Source organism: Ligilactobacillus sp. LYQ139 (assembly GCF_045033025.1).
In the GTDB taxonomy this organism is placed as follows: Bacteria; Bacillota; Bacilli; order Lactobacillales; family Lactobacillaceae; genus Ligilactobacillus.
In genome coordinates this window covers 67605-85122 of record NZ_JBJFZW010000002.1, presented here as the reverse complement: position 1 = coordinate 85122, position 17518 = coordinate 67605, and the positions used below count along the sequence as shown (strand labels likewise).

The window sequence follows — 17518 nt, the reverse complement described above, 5'->3', positions numbered from 1 at the left end:
ATTCTATTAAGGAAGTGACCTTAAATGGGTGTTTTTTGGACATCAATTCAAAGTGTTTTATCAATTGTAATTATGATGGCAGTGGGGTACTTCTGCCGGGCGAAGGGTTGGTTTGGTGACAAATTCTCTAAGGGACTCTCTCAGGTTATCATGAAGATTGCGTTACCTTGCGCTATCTTCATGTCAATGTTGCAACGGTTTCACCTTAATCAGTTACGAAGCCTTTCAAAGGGATTAATTTACACGATCCTTGCAATCTTGATTGGCTATGTAATCAGTTGGATTGTTGTGCGGATTTTTAAGATTCCACGGGGTCGGCGGGGATTAATGATGACCGGAATTAACGGTGCTAATACTGTTTTCATTGGATTACCCTTAAACGTTGCTTTGTTCGGAAACGTTTCAATTCCGTACCTACTGGTTTACTACATTGTTAACACGATTATTATTTGGACACTTGGTGTTTGGGTTATCGCTGCTGACGATCCAACAACGGAACAAGGAAAGGCGCACATCGACTGGAAGCACTTCTTACCAGCACCGATTTGGGGCTTCATCATTGCGCTGCCGTTCTTATTATGGATGCCCAATGCTGCAACGCAATTACCGCCGTTTATTACGCGGACATTGACGGATATTGGTGGGCTTGTTACGCCATTATCATTGATGTACATCGGGATTATGTTACGGGACTTTGGAATCAGCAATATTCGCTTTACGAAGAGCTTAAACTTATCGTTGGTTGGGCGGTTCATCGTATCACCGTTAATCATGTTTGCGATTATTACGATCGGGCTACATGCTGGAATTACGTTAACGCCGATTTTCCACAAGACGTTAATTATTCAGGCCGCCACTCCGTCACTTGCTGTGCTACCGATCTTAGCTGATCAGTATCATGGTGATGTTAAGTTCGCGACGAACTTGGTTGTGGCAACATCTGTGTTATTCGTGGTTGTTGTGCCAGTTATTATGTTGATGATGAGTTATCTTTAATTAAAAATTAAACGAAGGGATGAATTTAAATGGCTAAGATTACGGTTATTGATTATTTAATCGAACGTCTTCACGAGATTGGCGTTGATGATATTTTTGGGGTGCCAGGAGATTATAACCTGTCATTTTTGGATGACGTTGAAAAGAGTGATCAAGTTAACTGGATCGGCGATTGTAATGAATTGAACGCAGCTTATGCAGCTGACGGATATGCCCGGAAGAAGGGTGTCGGGGCTTTGATTACCACATTTGATGTTGGTGAATTAAGTGCTTTGAACGGGGTTGCTGGAAGTTATGCTGAACACATTCCAGTGATTGCTATTACTGGAGCCCCAACGACGAAGGTTCAGGAAAACAAGATGCTGATGCACCATACGGATGCTACGGGAAACTTCAAGCGTTCATACCGGGCATACAAGCAGTTTACGGAGGCTCAAGCACTGTTAGGCTTTGAAAATGCTGGGCGGGAGATTGACCGCGTCTTAACGACGGCGATTATTAAGAGTCGGCCGGTTTACATCTCATTACCACTAGATGTTGCTCACAGTAAAATTGATGCTCCGGCTGAACCGTTGAACTTAACGGTTGAAAATACCGACCACACGGAACGGGTCGCCCAACGACTTGCTGATGAATTGAAGAAGGCTAAAAAACCAGTTATTCTTGCTGGGAACGAAATTATGACGTTCCGGGCACGGGAAGCCTTTGAAAAGATGATTAATCAGTTGCACCTGCCAGTAGCAACCGTTTTGTTAGGAAAGTCATCAATCAACGAAGAAAACCCATACTTCATCGGGACGTACTATCCACAGTATGGTGATAAGCGGGTTTTGAATTACGTCAATGAAAGTGACCTCGTTGTTATCTTTGGAAGTAAGTTAATTGACGTTAACACTGGAAGTTTTACCCAGTGCTTCACCCAGGATCATACCGTTGTTTTAAATTCGGATAATACGGATTTCTTCGGTACGAAGAGTCGGGGAGTTAACATCAATAACCTGATTGCTGATGTTACTAAGAAGGCAACACCGTTCGACTTCGATAGTACCGGATTACAAAACGTTGAGCCGGACGTTAAGTACGAGGACAATGACGACGCTGAGTTGAACCTTGGTCAGTACATGTACGCTTTTAAGAACTTTATGCAGCCAAACGACACGATTTATACTGAAACGGGAACGTCACAGTATGGGTTGTCATTTATGAATCTGCGTGAAGGCACGGACTTCCAGGCACAACCGTTGTGGGGTTCAATTGGGTATACTCTGCCAGCTGTCCTGGGAAGTCAGATCGCTGATCCGGAAGGACGGCACATCTTATCGATTGGAGACGGTTCTGCCCAGATGACGGTTCAAGAATTAAGCCTGATTCAGCGGCACCATCTAAAGCCAATTATCTTTCTGGTGGACAACGATGGGTATACTATCGAACGGGTTATTCATGGAGCGCATGCTCAGTACAATGATATTGCTGCATGGGACTATACGAAGTTACCAGCTGCGCTTGGAATTACACCGGACGTGATGGACGTAAACGTGGCAACAACGAAGGATGAATTGAATGCCGTTATGAAGGAAATCGCGGGCGATCGGAGTAAGGCTCACTTCGTAATTGTTAAGACTAAGCCGTTGGACGCACCAGAGTTAGTTAAGAAGATTGGGAAGTCAATGAGTTTGATTGACAAGTCGCATTTTTACGGCGAAGAGGATTAATTTTTAAAGATAGTTAAGAATAATTAGCAAATTAAAGAGCGCAGCTTAATTTTTAAGATGCGCTCTTTTTTTATGCGTATTATCCTTAATATGAAAAATATAAATTATTTTTTAATTGCTTTTTTTAGTAGCTCTCTTTTCAATGACTTTTAGTTTGTGCCCCTCGAATGTATAACCAAACCCGCGGACTGTTTTGACGTATTTAGGATGATGGGGATCTGGTTCAATCTTATCACGAAGGTGACTGATATGGATATCAACAATCCGGGATGTTCCCAAGTCGTTCCCGTAATTCCACACGCCGCGAAGGAGTTGTTCACGGGAAAGAACCTGATTTTTGTTTTTTATTAAATAAAAAAGTAGTTTAAATTCTTTGGGGGTTAATCCTAAATTTTCGTTATCTTTTAAAACCCGATAGTGATCTATATCTAATACAAGATTATCAAGTTGAAAATGTTTTGGAGATGAATGGCTGAGACTTTCAGTTTCGGACTTAGGATGGGAAGCTGGTTCCTCAGTAGTGATAACGGACTGGTGAATAAGTTTAGGAGGATTGTGGGATGTTTGGATAGTTCGGCTCCATAGGCATTGTTGCATTCGAATAATTATTTCTTCGTATTCATATGGTTGAGTAACGTAATCATCAATATGGAGGGCAAAAAGTTGCATTTCATATTCAAAGTTTTTTGTAGTCGCTAGTGTTATGATAGGGCGATTAAAGATTGTCCGGATTTTTTTAATAAGAGGAAGGGTGATTGTTGAAGATGCTACCGCTAAATCCCAGATAATTCCCGCAACGTGACGATGTTTAACAAAGGCTAACACTTCTTCAGGATCAGTAGTATTATAAACCATCCAACCGTGGTCGTTACAGTAAGTATTTAGTTTCATAAATAGCGGAAGTTGTTTGGTAATTAAAATCAGCCGTTCTTTCACAAATTCCACCTCCATTAATATCTAATAAACATTATTCCATATAAACCAATAAAAACGAACGGATTTACAAAATATTTACATTGCCTTTACACGAAATTGATCCGAAGTTTACATTCCGTCAGTACATTAAGGTTAGGCCGATGAATGAAAGGAATGATGAAGGTGAAGAAGGGTAAGATCGTAAAAGGGATTTGTTTTGGCGGCCTCCTTTTGCTTTTAGGCGGGTGTGCGAATCACGCCCAGAATAAAATTACCATTGTTGGTTCGACTGCGTTACAACCGTTAGTTGAAAAGGCAGCGACTGAGTTTGAAAAGGAACATGGTGGTAACCTGACCGTTCAAGGAGGAGGGTCTGGAACAGGATTAAGTCAAGTTCAGGAAGGAGCCGTTCAAGTCGGCGATTCGGATGTTTTTGCGCAACAACAAAGTGGGATTCACACAAATAAACTGGTTGATCATCGGGTTGCAGTGACGGGAATGGCTCCCATTGTTAACCGTAAAGTTAAGGTTAGTAATGTAACAATGCAACAGTTACGGGAGGTTTTTACGGGGGAAATTACAAACTGGAAACAACTTGGGGGGCGAAATCAAAAGATTGTAGTGATTAACCGGGCGAAGGGGAGTGGAACACGACTTACTTTTCAAAATACCGTAATGAAGGGGCAAAAAATGATGAGTGCTCAAGAGCAAGACTCTAACGGGACGGTTCAGCAGATCGTTGCAAATACACCAGGTGCAATTAGCTATATTTCTTTTTCATATCTTCAGAGTCAGGGAATTCATCCATTGAAAATTAATGGGGTGCAGCCATCTGCCAAGAACGTAATGACCAATAGGTGGAAAATTTGGTCGTATGAACATATGTATACTCGGGGAAAACCAACCGGAACGACGAAGCGCTTTCTGAAGTATATGCTTTCCTCTTCCGTTCAACACAAAATGGTGAAGGAAATGAAGTACATCAGTATTCATAACATGCAAGTAAAAAAGGACGTTAATGGTAAGGTCACTCCGGTAAGGGGGGAGCATTAAATGGATGAAATTAAACAAAAGTTATTAAGTAAATCAAAACAAACGGTGGAAGACCGGTGGGGAAAACTATTATGTTTTACGTGTCTTGGGTTGATCATTGTTTTAATTGTTGCAATTTTATATTTCATTATTAACAAGGGAATTGCAACTTTTACTTTGGATCACCTAAGCCTTATTCAATTTCTTACAGGCAAACAATGGAACCCGGGGCATCATCAGGTTGGGGCGTTGCCAATGATTTTAACGTCTTTTCTAGTAACGGTTTTAGCAGCGTGTCTTGCAACTCCGTTTGCGATTGGGGTAGCCATTTTTATGACTGAATACGCTCCTAAAAAGGGAACGCAGGCACTCCGGGCGGTAACCGAACTATTGGTTGGAATCCCATCGGTTGTATATGGGTACATTGGACTAGTAGTGATTGTTCCACTAGTCCGGAGAATGATTGGTGGGACCGGATTTGGGATTTTAGCCGGAACGGTTGTTTTATTTGTCATGATTTTACCGACCGTCATTTCATTGACGGCTGACAGCCTCAAGGAGATTCCTATTGATTATAGGCAAGCGGCTCTTTCACTGGGTGCAACAAAATGGCAGGCAATCTACAAAATTGTTTTACGCGCGGCGTTACCGGGAATTCTGACGGCGGTTATTTTTGGGATGACTCGCGCCTTTGGGGAAGCACTTGCTGTTCAAATGGTAATTGGAAATGCGGTTCTAATGCCGCGGGGATTGGGTTCACCGACAGCCACGTTGACTAGCCAATTAACTAGTCAAATGGGGAATACGGTTCTTGGAACCGTATCAAATAATGCATTGTGGTCGTTAGCGCTAGTGTTACTTGTAATGTCTCTAGCCTTTAACTTGTTAATCAGGTTAATTACCCGGAAAGGAGCGATTAAAAAATGAACCCAGAGAAAGCGAATCGTATTGCCAAAGAGGTTATTTATGGGGCGGTTGGGTTGTTACTGTTACTATTATTTTTCTTAATAGGCTATATTTTGGTTACGGGACTCCCAGGAATTTCATGGCATTTCTTAACAAGCGTTAGTCAATCTTTTAAAGCAGGGGGCGGAATTCGTGATCAAATTTTTAACTCCGTTTATATTCTCATTTTAACAACGATAATTTCATTTCCGATTGCGTTAGGAGTGGGGATTTACTTAGCCGAATATGCAAAGGATAACTGGTTCACTAGCTTGCTAAGAACAATTATTGAATTGTTAAGTTCATTACCATCGATTGTAGTAGGACTTTTTGGTTATCTTCTGTTTGTGGTGAAATTTCAAATTGGGTTTTCAATTATTTCTGGGGCAATCACCCTAACGTTTTTTAACTTGCCACTCCTAACGCGGAGTATTGAAGATGCGTTTCGCTCGGTAGCAGTTGAACAACGGCAGGCCGGGGTAGCCCTGGGGATCTCAAAGTGGAAGACGATAACCGGAATTGTTTTTCCGTGTGCGCTTCCTAAAATCATCACCGGGGTCATTTTAAGTGCAGGGCGAATCTTTGGGGAAGCGGCTGCCTTGATTTATACGGCGGGGCAAAGTAATTCGACAATTAATTATGCTAATTGGAATCCGTTTTCGGCAACCAGCCCGTTAAATATTTTTCGTCCAGCAGAAACCTTAGCAGTCCATATTTGGAAGGTTAACGCCGAATCGATTTTGCCAGACGCTCATCAAGTTTCAAGCGGCTCTGCGGCAGTATTAATTATTGTGATTTTACTCTTTAATCTGAGTGCACGGTGGTTGGGAAACGTTGTTTACCGAAAAATGACGGCAACGGATAGGAGAGAGGGTTAATGAAAATTACTGAAAAATACATTAGAAAAATTGATACTCCGGTGGCGTTAAGTACTAATGAAGTAGCGGTATATTATGGAGATAAACAGGCCTTTACTGGGGGGACGATTGAATTTCCCCGGCACCGGATTACCGCGCTAATTGGTCCGTCTGGGTGTGGTAAATCAACGTTTTTACGGTCGCTTAACCGAATGAATGATGGAGTTGCGCGGGTTGAAGGACAGATTATGTACCACGGCTTGGATATAAATACCGCTGCGGTTAACGTTTATGAGCTTCGTAAGCACATCGGAATGGTGTTTCAGCACCCCAACCCCTTTTATAAATCAATTCGGGAGAATATTACGTATGCTCTTAAGTACCACGGGGTTAGGGAACAGGATGTTTTGGAGCAAAAGGTGGAAGAAAGTTTGCGCGCAGTTGCTTTATGGGATGAAGTGAAGGATTCACTTGATAAAAACGGTAGGCGGCTTTCGGGGGGGCAGCAACAACGCCTTTGCATTGCCAGGGCGATTGCGATGGAACCTGATATTTTGCTCCTTGATGAGCCAACAAGTGGGTTGGATCCAATTTCAACGCGTAAAGTGGAGAATACGCTCCAGGAATTAAAGCAACGATATACGATTATCATTGTGACGCATAACATGCAACAAGCTTCTCGAAGCAGCGATTATACCGCTTTTCTTAATTGGGGGCAAATTGTTGAATTTGATGAAACTGCGCAAATTTTCACGACGCCTCACGTTCAGATGACGGAAGATTATGTTTCGGGGAACTTTGGCTAGGAGGAATGTTAGATGCCACAAATTATTACAGCAAAAAACGTTCACCTGTACTACGGGAAGAAGGAAGCCCTCCGGGGGTTTGACATTGGTTTTAATGAAAAACAGGTTACGGCGCTGATTGGTCCATCAGGGTGTGGGAAGTCGACTTTTTTACGATGCTTGAATCGAATGAATGATTTGATTGAAAATGTGACGATCACGGGAAGTTTCCGGTTGCATGGGGAGGATATTTATAGTCCTCGGATGAACGTTGTGAAGTTGCGGAAAGAGGTGGGAATGGTGTTTCAACAACCAAACCCTTTCCCCCTTTCAGTATATGATAATATTGCCTTTGGATTAAGGTTAAACGGGATTAAAGATAAGCAGACGATTGATCAGGAAGTTGAGGAGAGTCTTAGAAAAGCAGCCGTTTGGGATGAAGTGAAGGATAACCTTAAAACAAGTGCCCTTGCACTTTCCGGGGGGCAGCAACAACGGGTTTGTATCGCCCGGGTACTGGCTGTTCACCCGCAAGTTATTTTAATGGATGAGCCGACGAGCGCCCTTGATCCAATTTCAAATGCTCAAATTGAAGATATGCTGGTAGAATTAAAGAAGGATTATACGATTATTATCGTGACGCATAATATGCAACAGGCTGCTAGGATTTCAGATCAAACCGCATTCTTTCTAAACGGTGATTTAGTAGAGTTCGGAGAGACGAAAAAATTGTTCATGACACCGAAGGAAAAATTAACAGATGACTATCTGAATGGCCGGTTTGGTTAAGGGGGATTAAAAATGGTAAATGAAATTTTTAAGGATGAAATGAAAAAGCTGAACGGCCGGTTTAACGAAATGGGGATTGATATTAGCGAGCAAATTTATCAAGCAACTAAGTCGTTTATCGACCATAACCAGCAACTGGCGGAAAAAAACATTGAACGTGACAAGGCAATTAATGATAATGAGATTGCGCTTGAAGAACGAGCGTTAGATTTAATTGCATTACAGCAACCAGTTGCGCATGAATTTCGGAAAATTATCAGCATTTTAAAAGCAAGTTCCGATTTGGAGCGGATTGGTGATCATGCGGTTTTAATTGCCCGGGAAACCATTCGTTTAAAGGGAAATAACCGGATCCCGGAAATTGAAGAGTTAATTTCAGCTTTGACGGCGGATATCCGGAACATGTTAGAGCAGTCGTTGGATGCCGCCATCCGGGATGATGAAAAAGCCGCCCGGAAAATTGCGAAGATGGATCCTGAAATTGACCGGCAATATTACCATATTTATCAAATGATTGTTGAAATCATGAAGCGCGAAACAAGTACGGCCGTTGCGGCAACAAGTTATTTGATGGTTGCGCGAATTCTTGAGCGAATTGGTGATCATATTGTTAACCTATGTGAATGGGTTGTATATGAAACAACGGGGAAGATTCAGGAATTAAATCCTGGAAAAGTTAACCGGGATGAGTATTTAAAGGTTGAGGAACAAGAGGCTGTTATGCGACATGAACGGAAAAAGGCCCGGCTGAAACGGAAAAATCAGAAATAGGCATTTAAAATTAACATGAATGAAAACGGCTAATTAGGAATTAGAAGGAGGAATTATCTTAAATGAAAGCGATGGTTTTACGTGATGGATTAACGCTACGTGGCTTTTTCGATGTTCCTGCGGGAAAAACAACGTTTGATTGTGCAGTTATTTTTCACGGATTTACGGGGAACTGTGGCCGGGAGAAGGACCGCATTGAATACCAGGCAGCCCAAACATTACTCAACGCTGGGATGGCGGTTGCGCGGTTTGATTTTAATGGTCATGGGGAGAGTGACGGGCGGTTTGAGGACATGACGGTTTTAAACGAGCTGGATGATGCGCGGGCGGTCCTTCAGTTTGTCCAGCAGCAACCCGGTGTTCAGCGAATTATGCTAGTGGGGATGTCCCAGGGGGCTGTGGTTGCCAGCATGCTGGCCGGTTATTACCACGATGTGATTGATAAGTTAGTATTAATGTACCCGGCTGCCACGCTTAAGGATGATGCCCAGCACGGTGAAATGCAGGGGCTCCACTATGATCCCCGACAGATTCCTGCCGTTCAGGTGTGGCATTCGGATCACGGCGATTTTTCGGTGGGAGGTTTTTATTTTCGAACAGCGCAAACGTTGCCAATTTATGAGGTGGCTAAGCAGTACCAAGGACCAGTGCTGCTTTTGCACGGTGATGCGGACCCGGTTGTTCCGCGGAGTGCCTCAGAGCGTTACTTGCCGGGATACCAACACGCTGAGTATCACGTAATTCCGGGAGGCGACCATGGGTTTCATGCTCCTGGGGCTCGGAAAGAAGCACTGCGGTTGCTTGAAAAGTTTGTGGAGAAAAATAAATAAACTAATTGTCAATTTGGCGAAAAATAAAAGAGGAACTCGGGAAAATTTATTTCTCGAATTCCTCTTTATTTAGGAGATAGTCTCCTTACAGTCCGATTTCAGCGAGGGTGTTAACCGCAGCTCGAATCTCGTCACGCTGTTTTTCACGTTTGGTAATTGGACCATCAACCTCCGTCATTACAATCCGGACAATGTTAGTGCGGCGAAGGTCAACGAGGGTCTTATCATTAATTTTAAGGCAAATAAAGTCATCATCGTAGCTTTCAACGGCATCGTGCCAAATGTCCGCGCCAGTTTTGGCAGAAACAATGCCCCGCTTAATGATCATTGCGCCATCAACGGTGTGGAACTTAACGTTATAGAATTTTTCCATGTAATCAGGTCCTTTCAGTAACCGCTTTCTACCATATAATATAACACTCCATTGGGAATGGAGTGTAAAAACAAGGAAAATAAACGTAATTGAAGTAGTAAACTGAATGAATCGTATAATACGGATTAGAAGGTTTACGAATTTTCATCGAGTTCATTTTGTTTTAGGAGCGGATCATCTGTGAGAAACGATGAATATAAATTTTATATTTCTTTCCTTAGTTAAGGAATTATTACTTTTTAAGTGGGATGTCCGCACTTTTTGGTTCTCTCTTTAGTGAAAGGGCGATCAAAACCCCAATCACCGTTAAAATAACGGTAAATATCATCCCAAAGTGAACCCCATTAGTGAATGCCGCAGCGTGGTTAACGCCGTGGTAAGCTGCCGTTCCCAGCCCCAGAAAGCTTGTTGCTAACGCCGTGGCGATGGCGCCGACAATTTGCTGGAGAGTATTAATAATTGTACTTCCATCCGCAGATTCAAATAGTTGCAGGGCGTTAAGCGCGTGCGTTTGGGCGGGTGACATCGCTAACGGACAGCCAAGCATCAAGATGACGTGGGCGGTAATGACATACCAAACGGCGGAATGAGGAGTAACGCAAGCAAGCATCAAGGCCCCCACCGCGGCAATCAGGAAGCCAATTGTTGTTAGTAACTTAGCACCATAATTATCAAAGAGACGACCAGCTAATCCTGAAACCAATGCATTAACGATTCCGCCAGGAAGCATGATGATCCCCGTGAGAGCAACTGGGAGGAGTAGTCCGTTTTGGATATACTGGGGCAACAGGTACATTGCAGATAAAATTACCCCGAAGTTAATCATTACTAGGAGGGTTCCCTTAGTAAACGCACTGTTAGCAAAGATTCGTAGGTTTAAAACCGGGTGTTGTTGGGTTAGCTGCCGGTGCGTGTACAATCCCAGCACCACGATTCCTACCAGTAAACACCCTAAAACAATGATGGAGGTCCAGCCAAACTGGGCGGCAAAGCTAAAGCCCATAACAACCAGGCCAAACCCTAAAGCGGAGAGGATAACTGCGATAAAGTCAACGGGCTCGCGGGTTAATTTGCTGATGTTGGGTAAGAACTTAAGATCAAAGAACAGGGCAATTAGCAGGAACGGTACGAAAAGCCAAAAAATCCAGTGCCAGGAAAGTTTAGCCAAGATAAATCCCGTCAGTGTGGGGCCCACCGCTGGGGCAAACATGATGACCAGTGAGCAGGCTCCCATCGCCGTTCCCATTTTTTCAGGTGGGAAGATGTTCATTGCAACGGTAAACATGAGGGGTAAAATTGTTCCTGTTCCAATCCCCTGAATCATCCGCCCAGCAAGGAGAAGGGAAAAGTTAGGGGCAAGCGCTGAAATTACGGCCCCCCCAATGAAGGCGCTCAGTCCGGTTGTGATGATCTGACGAGTTGTTAGCCATTTAGTAAGAAGGCTAGACAACGGAAGAACGATTCCGATAACGAGCATGTAACCTGTAATAATCCATTGAAGAAGGTCGTTTCCCACCCCCAGACTCCGCGAAAATTGGGGAAGGGCAATATTTAGGGATGTTTCGGAAAGCATCCCAACAAACGCCCCCAGCATGGGCCCAAACAGGGCAAGCCATGGGTGAGTAGTTAGTTTGTGTTGGTTTTTCATTTTATGTGAAACTCCTTTCTCGAGTTATGCCGTAAAAAACAACGGTGATTAGCATAACAAAAATTAATTAGTGATGTAAGTTTTTTGATGGTGATTTAAAAATAATTGGCTTTGGCTAGTCAAGGAGTTTTTTTCCCACTATAATGGAAATAATTTGATTGGAGGAAACGGGATGCGGCTGGTAAAACGAGCAGCTCAATATTTAGGAATCCTCGGGGGGATGGCAGCAGTTTTCTTTGCACTTGGATGGTTCCTAATGCGGTCAGTTCAACATTCCCAACCAGTGCACCCTACAAGCCGGCGCTTGGTTCGCCTGGTAGCTGTTGGTGATTCTCTTACCCAGGGTGTTGGCGATCCGCAAACAGCCGGAGGCTTTGTGCCACTCGTTGCGCGCTCTCTTTCTCACAGTGCGTCGGTTCGGCTGAGCACGGTGAATGCTGGGGAGGCCGGTGATATAACTTCGCGGGTAATGGATCGAATCAACGGTAATCCGCAGTTGCAACGGCACCTCCGGCAAGCAGATATTATTACCGTGACGGCGGGAGGAAACGATGCGTTAAGTGCAATTAGTGCCGCTCGTAAAGATCTTTCCCGGACGGATGCTAAGCGCTTAATTGCCCCGGCAGCTGCAACATATACTGAACATTTGCGGGCCCTTTTAGAAAGAATTCGGCAGTTGAATAGGACCGCTCCCGTTTTTGTGCTGGGAATTTACAACCCGTTTTATGTTGAACTAGCAACGAATTCGGTTTTAAATACCGGGGTAACAACCTGGAATTACACAATTCGACGGGTTACACGGCAGCAACCAAACATGTACTACGTTAATATTAGTCGGATAGGGTATGGTCAGTACGGGCAAACACAGCCATCCCGTCAATTACGCCAATTTGCAGCGGCCAATACACCACTGCTTTCCAGTGCGAGTGTTTCACAGTTGCTAGTAACCGCTCAGGGGAAGAATGCATGGCTGTCCTCTACAGACCGATTACACCCTAATGAGCGGGGATATCGTTATATTGCCCAGCAGGTTACCCATCGGATTAACCAAGAACAAAGGAGGTGGCTTCATCATGGAACAAAGACGACAACAAGGCCGTAAATCCCGGCAGGTGAACCCGTGGAAGTGGGCGTTTACCATTTTGGTAGCGTTGATTATTGCGGGGGGAGCCCTCCTTTTTTGGCGAATTACGACTCCAAGTGTCCCGCAAAGTAAAATTGAAACCAGTGTCCCGACAACGGGGACTTCATTATCAACAACGCTGAATAATAACCAGCTTACGGCGATTTTAGATTATTTCTTAAATCAGCAAGCAACTGGGGATGTCCGGTATCATGTTCGGCTAACTTCGAATGAAGCATTAATTACGGGGCACACTAAGGTGATGGGACAGACAGTAACTTTTACGATTACGACGGTTCCAATAACAACCCCGCAGGGAAATCTACGGCTGGTTGTTAGGCAGATTACGTTTGGCCAGGTAGCAGTTCCCGTTAAGCTAACGATGCAGTATTTTAAAAATAATATTGCTCTTCCAACATGTCTTACTGTTCAACCGGCTAAAAAACAAGTAATCCTTAATCTAAACCACCTTACCTCCAAGCAGCGGTTTAGTGTGCGGCTAATGCACATAGACCTTAAGAATGGTCGGTACCGCGTTTTGATTGGATTACCACGGAATTAAAGGAGGATGTTAATGAAGTATCGGCAAAGTTTTTATCAGTACCTGATGACTCAGCGTAATCCAGACGATCACCGGGCAGTGGCGGAATTTGCTAACCAGGCCTTCTATGATCAAAGTTTTCCCAAGCAATCCTGCGATTATGACGAACTCTCCCAGTACCTTGAGTTAAACGGAAGCTATCTTTCCGGGATGACGGTTTTTGACGAGGCCTGGCAGCAGTATCTCGCTCAGATGGAGTAGTGAACGTTACCGGACGCGGATGATTATCTACATTTAAGGAGAAAGGGTGGTTAGCATGGCAAGTATTCAGTGGTTTCCTGGTCACATGGCAAAGGCGATGCGGCAGGTAAAGGAAAATTTACGGCTAGTCGACATCGTACTTGAACTAGTGGACGCACGGCTGCCGGAGTCTTCCCGGAATCCCCAGATTGCATCGGTGTTAAAAAATAAACCAAGTATCATTGTGCTTACAAAGCGGGACCTAGCAGATCCCCAGATGATAAAACGGTGGGTTGATTACTACGAACAACACGGGCAACCAGCCATGGCGTTTGATAGTATCCGGGATAACCTCCAGTCCCTTGAAGCCAAGATCCGCGAGGTATTAGCCGATAAGCTGGCTCAGCGGGCTGCACGGGGAATTAAGTCCCAGCGGGTAAAGGTGATGTGTCTGGGAATTCCCAATGTGGGTAAATCAACGTTATTAAACCACCTTGTTCATAAAAAAATCGCTCAGGTTGGGAACCGGCCCGGAGTCACGAAGTCCCAGCAATGGTTAAAGGCGGGGGATAACCTGCAACTTTTGGATACGCCGGGAATCCTGTGGCCGAAGTTCGAGGACCCGGTTGTTGGTAAAAAGTTGGCCTTAACCGGGGCAATTAAGGACACGTTATTTGCTAAGGACGACGTTGCATTGTATGCGCTCGAACATTTCGTCAACCACCACGCCCAGTTGCTTGAAAAGGTTTATCACTTAACGCCAGAAGAACTGGATCAACCAACCGTGGAGGTGCTGTTAGCACTTACCAAACGGATGGGTTTTCGGGCTGATTATGATCGTGCCAGTGAACGGTTAATTTTTGATTGCCGGAAGGGAAAATTGGGCCGGTACACGCTTGACAAAATTCCTGCAAAGAAGGGATAAAAATGACAAAGAAGCTGTATGTTCAACCAGATTGGCCGACAAGCATAATTTGTTGGGCCTTTTCGTTGATGATCCTTGATACGAGTTTGTTACTGTGGCTTGAAATTACGGTTTTTCAGGTGTGGACAGTGCTGACATTCTTGTTGTTTATTGCCGTTGCTGTTGTTCAAATTAGAGGGCGATACGTCGTTTTGGGTGAAGATATCCTAACTGTTCACACCGTAATTGGTTTTAATTCCAAGAGGATTAAGTATGATCAGATTAAAGAGGTAACGGTGTTACGGACCCAGGTTATAATTGCGGGCCGGTACCAGACGATTAAGGTGCTTGCTTATAAAAAAGTCCGGCAGCAACTTGTTGATGGGATCCGCGAACATGTTCCATCTATCAAAATCACGAACAATATCACCAATCAATACTAAATAAATTCGGAAAAAATACAACATAAGGATTAAAATCATGGTATGCTAATGGTGATGATAAAGTTACGTTGAGGAACACACCGAGGAGGAACGCACATGAATGACATTGAAATTGCGCAACAGGCCACGATGGATCCAATCACGAAGATTGCTGATCGAGCTGGTTTTAAACCTGAACAGGTTGAGCAATATGGTAACTACAAGGCAAAGTTAACGGTTGATCCGACCCGGCCGCTTCGGGGGAAGTTGATCCTGGTAACTGCCATTAACCCTACGCCGGCAGGTGAAGGAAAATCAACCGTTTCAATCGGGTTGGCAGACGCCTTACAGCTGGCAGGGAAAAGGACCATGTTAGCTCTGCGGGAACCTTCCTTAGGTCCGGTAATGGGAATGAAGGGAGGCGCCACTGGTGGAGGCTACTCCCAGGTGCTTCCGATGGATGATATTAACCTTCACTTTACGGGTGACATGCACGCGTTAACGGCGGCGAATAATACGTTAGCGGCGCTCGTTGATAACCATATTTACCAGGGTAACGAATTAAACATTGATCCGCGGAATGTGACATGGAAACGGGTGCTTGATATTAACGACCGGGCATTACGGCATACGGTGATTGGCCTCGGTGGGCTTAAGCAGGGGATTCCACGGGAAGACGGGTTTGAAATCACCGTTGCTTCCGAACTGATGGCCGTTCTGTGCTTAGCTACTGATATGGCTGATTTGAAGAAGCGGATTGGGCGGATTGTGATTGGATACACCTACGATGGGGAACCTGTTACTGTTAAGCAGCTTGGCGTGGTTGGTGCGATCGCAACGCTCCTGAAGGACGCCATCAAGCCGAACCTTGTGCAGACCATCGCCCATACGCCGGCGTTGGTTCACGGGGGACCATTTGCCAACATTGCACACGGGTGCAACAGTGTGATTGCAACGCGGACAGCTCTTCAGTACGCCGATTACGCCGTTACGGAGGCCGGATTTGGTGCTGATCTCGGGGCTGAGAAGTTCTGTGATATTAAGGTGCCGGTTCTCGGAAAGACGCCGGATGCCGTTGTTGTTGTGGCAACGGTTCGCGCACTGAAGATGAATGGTGGCGTTGCTAAGGATCAGCTTGAAACCGAGAATGTGGCTGCCGTTGAAAAGGGAAGCAGCAACCTCATTCGTCATATTAAGAACATGCAGCAGTATGGGGTAAACGTGGTGGTTGCGCTAAATCGCTTCACCAGTGATACTCCAGATGAAATCAAGGCCGTTCAGGATGCTTGTGCTTCACTGGGCGCAACGGCCCATGTTGCTGACGTATGGGCCAAGGGCGGTGCTGGCGCACAGGAACTTGCTCAGGCGGTCATTGAAGCGTGCGAACAACCGCATTCGTTTGAAACGGTTTACGCAGCTGACGACGATTTGCAAACAAAGATTGAAAAGATCACGAAGAAGATTTACCATGGTGCGGCGGTTGAGTACGGGCCGAAGGCTAAGCGCCAACTCCGTGAGTTTGCGGCCCATGGGTGGGATCACCTGCCGGTCTGCATGGCAAAGACGCAGTATTCGTTTACGGATAACGCGAAGTTACTCGGGGCGCCGACTGATTTTACGCTTCATGTACGGGAGTTCATGCCAAAGCTGGGGGCGGGCTTTGTTGTTGCCTTGACCGGGAACGTTTTGACAATGCCAGGTCTTCCAAAGGTGCCGGCTGCAAACGGAATTGACGTGGATAATGATGGTCGGATTAGTGGGTTGTACTAAACAAGGACGGTTAAACTGAATAATGTTCAAAGTGGGGTTTACTGATGAAGAGTAAATTCCACTTTTTTAATGATTTGGTTTTAGTGGCGGAAGGCTGTAGCTGTTCAGTTAAATTGCTAAAACGAATAAGCATTTATAATGTATACCTTTTAATTCTTTCTACCCGTTCCGTTGTTGATCTATAATAACGTTTTTTAAATTATGGCAGAAATGTTATTCTTCTAATTTACTCGTTGACAGGGTTTTGCTAATTGGTATACTGAAATCAGAACGTATGTTCGATTTAGCGCTGATGCTTTTTCCAGACGAAAAGGCGGATGAAAGGGGAGCGGACCGGAATGACAAAGATTAATGCGGCTGGATTTATCCCAACGGAGCACGCGGTTAAGCGGCTTAATCAACGATTTAACGTGCCTAAGAGTGATGCTCACCGGTGGGTGCGACGGTTTATGTTGGATGCAACGGCTATTGATGACCCAACAAGTAATAATCCTAAGGTACGGTTATTTCGTCGGGAACAGTGTATTGCGGTTGTGAACCTTACACAAAAACGGGTGATTACCGTTTACCAGTTAACCCCAGTGAATAAAGTTAGCGATTGGGGGCAGCGCCTAATTCCTTACCTGCAGCCGTACGGAAAGCGAATTTGTCGGCATTACCAACGCGACCTTGTCGTTGATTTATGCCGGTCATTTATTGGCCTTGTTTGGGGTGCCATTGATTACCAGTTTATGCATCATGATGAGGACGTGCTTATGGCATTGAGCGAACGGGCAGGGCGGTTACGCGATACGCTGGCGATGGGTGCCGCTGACCTACAGATGTTCCGGCAGTTGTTTAGGACAAAATAAAAAACATCGCCGGA

19 protein-coding genes are annotated in these 17518 nt (G+C 44.7%); 16 read left to right on the top strand and 3 right to left on the bottom strand.

The window, feature by feature from the left end; all coding sequences use genetic code 11:
- Positions 1 to 24 precede the first annotated feature (24 nt).
- Entirely contained in the window at positions 25 to 996 is a 972-nt protein-coding gene (locus ACI3E1_RS02580) for an AEC family transporter (RefSeq protein ID WP_405024127.1), read from the top strand.
- A 29-nt stretch (positions 997 to 1025) separates the two neighbouring features.
- Positions 1026 to 2708, top strand: coding sequence for an alpha-keto acid decarboxylase family protein (locus ACI3E1_RS02575; RefSeq protein WP_405024126.1), 1683 nt, complete (start codon positions 1026 to 1028; stop codon positions 2706 to 2708).
- 111 nt (positions 2709 to 2819) lie between these two features.
- On the opposite strand, the gene ACI3E1_RS02570 is transcribed toward ACI3E1_RS02575, so the two are convergent.
- Positions 2820 to 3644, bottom strand: coding sequence for a DNA-binding response regulator (locus tag ACI3E1_RS02570; protein ID WP_405024125.1), 825 nt, complete (start codon positions 3642 to 3644; stop codon positions 2820 to 2822).
- 153 nt (positions 3645 to 3797) lie between these two features.
- Here ACI3E1_RS02570 and ACI3E1_RS02565 point away from each other — a divergent pair, with 153 nt between their 5' ends.
- From ACI3E1_RS02565 to ACI3E1_RS02535, 7 genes are all read left to right on the top strand, one after another.
- Complete coding sequence (locus tag ACI3E1_RS02565; RefSeq protein ID WP_405024124.1) at positions 3798 to 4676, top strand: phosphate ABC transporter substrate-binding protein; 879 nt, start codon at positions 3798 to 3800, stop codon at positions 4674 to 4676.
- Positions 4677 to 5582, top strand: coding sequence for a phosphate ABC transporter permease subunit PstC (gene pstC, locus ACI3E1_RS02560; protein ID WP_405024123.1), 906 nt, complete (start codon positions 4677 to 4679; stop codon positions 5580 to 5582).
- Positions 5579 to 6478 (top strand): phosphate ABC transporter permease PstA, encoded by a 900-nt coding sequence (gene pstA, locus ACI3E1_RS02555; protein WP_405024122.1) that lies wholly within the window; start codon positions 5579 to 5581, stop codon positions 6476 to 6478. Before pstC ends, pstA begins: the two co-directional genes overlap by 4 nt.
- Positions 6478 to 7263 (top strand): phosphate ABC transporter ATP-binding protein PstB, encoded by a 786-nt coding sequence (pstB, locus tag ACI3E1_RS02550; RefSeq protein WP_405024121.1) that lies wholly within the window; start codon positions 6478 to 6480, stop codon positions 7261 to 7263. The genes pstA and pstB (ACI3E1_RS02550) overlap by 1 nt, the downstream gene beginning before the upstream one ends.
- A gap of 12 nt (positions 7264 to 7275) precedes the next feature.
- The gene (gene pstB, locus ACI3E1_RS02545; protein WP_405024120.1) at positions 7276 to 8031 is read left to right on the top strand and encodes a phosphate ABC transporter ATP-binding protein PstB; all 756 of its coding nucleotides are present in this window, start codon (positions 7276 to 7278) and stop codon (positions 8029 to 8031) included.
- 12 nt (positions 8032 to 8043) lie between these two features.
- Positions 8044 to 8802: a phosphate signaling complex protein PhoU gene (gene phoU, locus ACI3E1_RS02540; protein ID WP_405024119.1), complete on the top strand. Its 759-nt coding sequence runs from the start codon at positions 8044 to 8046 to the stop codon at positions 8800 to 8802.
- A 62-nt stretch (positions 8803 to 8864) separates the two neighbouring features.
- Positions 8865 to 9632, top strand: coding sequence for an alpha/beta hydrolase family protein (locus tag ACI3E1_RS02535; RefSeq protein WP_405024118.1), 768 nt, complete (start codon positions 8865 to 8867; stop codon positions 9630 to 9632).
- Between the two features lie 85 nt (positions 9633 to 9717).
- Here ACI3E1_RS02535 and ACI3E1_RS02530 read toward each other — a convergent pair whose 3' ends face one another.
- Positions 9718 to 10005, bottom strand: a complete 288-nt coding sequence (locus ACI3E1_RS02530; RefSeq protein ID WP_405024117.1) for a chromosome partitioning protein ParB — start codon at positions 10003 to 10005, stop codon at positions 9718 to 9720.
- Between the two features lie 232 nt (positions 10006 to 10237).
- A complete protein-coding gene (locus ACI3E1_RS02525; RefSeq protein WP_405024116.1) occupies positions 10238 to 11653 on the bottom strand; it encodes a DHA2 family efflux MFS transporter permease subunit in 1416 nt (471 codons plus the stop codon).
- 172 nt (positions 11654 to 11825) lie between these two features.
- Between ACI3E1_RS02525 and ACI3E1_RS02520 the strand changes: the two genes are divergently transcribed.
- The 7 genes from ACI3E1_RS02520 to ACI3E1_RS02490 all read left to right on the top strand — a co-directional run bounded on the left by ACI3E1_RS02520 (position 11826) and on the right by ACI3E1_RS02490 (position 17504).
- Entirely contained in the window at positions 11826 to 12755 is a 930-nt protein-coding gene (locus tag ACI3E1_RS02520) for a GDSL-type esterase/lipase family protein (protein WP_405024115.1), read from the top strand.
- Entirely contained in the window at positions 12727 to 13338 is a 612-nt protein-coding gene (locus tag ACI3E1_RS02515) for a DUF2140 family protein (protein WP_405024114.1), read from the top strand. The genes ACI3E1_RS02520 and ACI3E1_RS02515 overlap by 29 nt, the downstream gene beginning before the upstream one ends.
- Before the next feature lie 12 nt (positions 13339 to 13350).
- A complete protein-coding gene (locus tag ACI3E1_RS02510; RefSeq protein ID WP_405024113.1) occupies positions 13351 to 13578 on the top strand; it encodes a YozE family protein in 228 nt (75 codons plus the stop codon).
- 55 nt (positions 13579 to 13633) lie between these two features.
- The gene (gene ylqF / locus ACI3E1_RS02505) at positions 13634 to 14482 is read left to right on the top strand and encodes a ribosome biogenesis GTPase YlqF (RefSeq protein ID WP_405024112.1); all 849 of its coding nucleotides are present in this window, start codon (positions 13634 to 13636) and stop codon (positions 14480 to 14482) included.
- A 2-nt stretch (positions 14483 to 14484) separates the two neighbouring features.
- Positions 14485 to 14904 (top strand): EbsA family protein, encoded by a 420-nt coding sequence (locus ACI3E1_RS02500; protein ID WP_405024111.1) that lies wholly within the window; start codon positions 14485 to 14487, stop codon positions 14902 to 14904.
- A gap of 96 nt (positions 14905 to 15000) precedes the next feature.
- Positions 15001 to 16653, top strand: coding sequence for a formate--tetrahydrofolate ligase (locus tag ACI3E1_RS02495; RefSeq protein WP_405024110.1), 1653 nt, complete (start codon positions 15001 to 15003; stop codon positions 16651 to 16653).
- Positions 16654 to 16991: 338 nt separating this feature from the next.
- Positions 16992 to 17504 (top strand): hypothetical protein, encoded by a 513-nt coding sequence (locus tag ACI3E1_RS02490; RefSeq protein WP_405024109.1) that lies wholly within the window; start codon positions 16992 to 16994, stop codon positions 17502 to 17504.
- Positions 17505 to 17518: the final 14 nt, after the last annotated feature.

Coding starts and splice junctions, on each gene's coding strand:
- ACI3E1_RS02580 (WP_405024127.1), top strand. CDS start 25: ATGGGTGTTTTTTGGACATCAATTCAAAGTGTTTTATCAATTGTAATT.
- ACI3E1_RS02575 (WP_405024126.1), top strand. CDS start 1,026: ATGGCTAAGATTACGGTTATTGATTATTTAATCGAACGTCTTCACGAG.
- ACI3E1_RS02565 (WP_405024124.1), top strand. CDS start 3,798: ATGATGAAGGTGAAGAAGGGTAAGATCGTAAAAGGGATTTGTTTTGGC.
- pstC (WP_405024123.1), top strand. CDS start 4,677: ATGGATGAAATTAAACAAAAGTTATTAAGTAAATCAAAACAAACGGTG.
- pstA (WP_405024122.1), top strand. CDS start 5,579: ATGAACCCAGAGAAAGCGAATCGTATTGCCAAAGAGGTTATTTATGGG.
- pstB (WP_405024121.1), top strand. CDS start 6,478: ATGAAAATTACTGAAAAATACATTAGAAAAATTGATACTCCGGTGGCG.
- pstB (WP_405024120.1), top strand. CDS start 7,276: ATGCCACAAATTATTACAGCAAAAAACGTTCACCTGTACTACGGGAAG.
- phoU (WP_405024119.1), top strand. CDS start 8,044: ATGGTAAATGAAATTTTTAAGGATGAAATGAAAAAGCTGAACGGCCGG.
- ACI3E1_RS02535 (WP_405024118.1), top strand. CDS start 8,865: ATGAAAGCGATGGTTTTACGTGATGGATTAACGCTACGTGGCTTTTTC.
- ACI3E1_RS02530 (WP_405024117.1), bottom strand. CDS start 10,005: ATGGAAAAATTCTATAACGTTAAGTTCCACACCGTTGATGGCGCAATG.
- ACI3E1_RS02525 (WP_405024116.1), bottom strand. CDS start 11,653: ATGAAAAACCAACACAAACTAACTACTCACCCATGGCTTGCCCTGTTT.
- ACI3E1_RS02520 (WP_405024115.1), top strand. CDS start 11,826: ATGCGGCTGGTAAAACGAGCAGCTCAATATTTAGGAATCCTCGGGGGG.
- ACI3E1_RS02515 (WP_405024114.1), top strand. CDS start 12,727: ATGGAACAAAGACGACAACAAGGCCGTAAATCCCGGCAGGTGAACCCG.
- ACI3E1_RS02510 (WP_405024113.1), top strand. CDS start 13,351: ATGAAGTATCGGCAAAGTTTTTATCAGTACCTGATGACTCAGCGTAAT.
- ylqF (WP_405024112.1), top strand. CDS start 13,634: ATGGCAAGTATTCAGTGGTTTCCTGGTCACATGGCAAAGGCGATGCGG.
- ACI3E1_RS02500 (WP_405024111.1), top strand. CDS start 14,485: ATGACAAAGAAGCTGTATGTTCAACCAGATTGGCCGACAAGCATAATT.
- ACI3E1_RS02495 (WP_405024110.1), top strand. CDS start 15,001: ATGAATGACATTGAAATTGCGCAACAGGCCACGATGGATCCAATCACG.
- ACI3E1_RS02490 (WP_405024109.1), top strand. CDS start 16,992: ATGACAAAGATTAATGCGGCTGGATTTATCCCAACGGAGCACGCGGTT.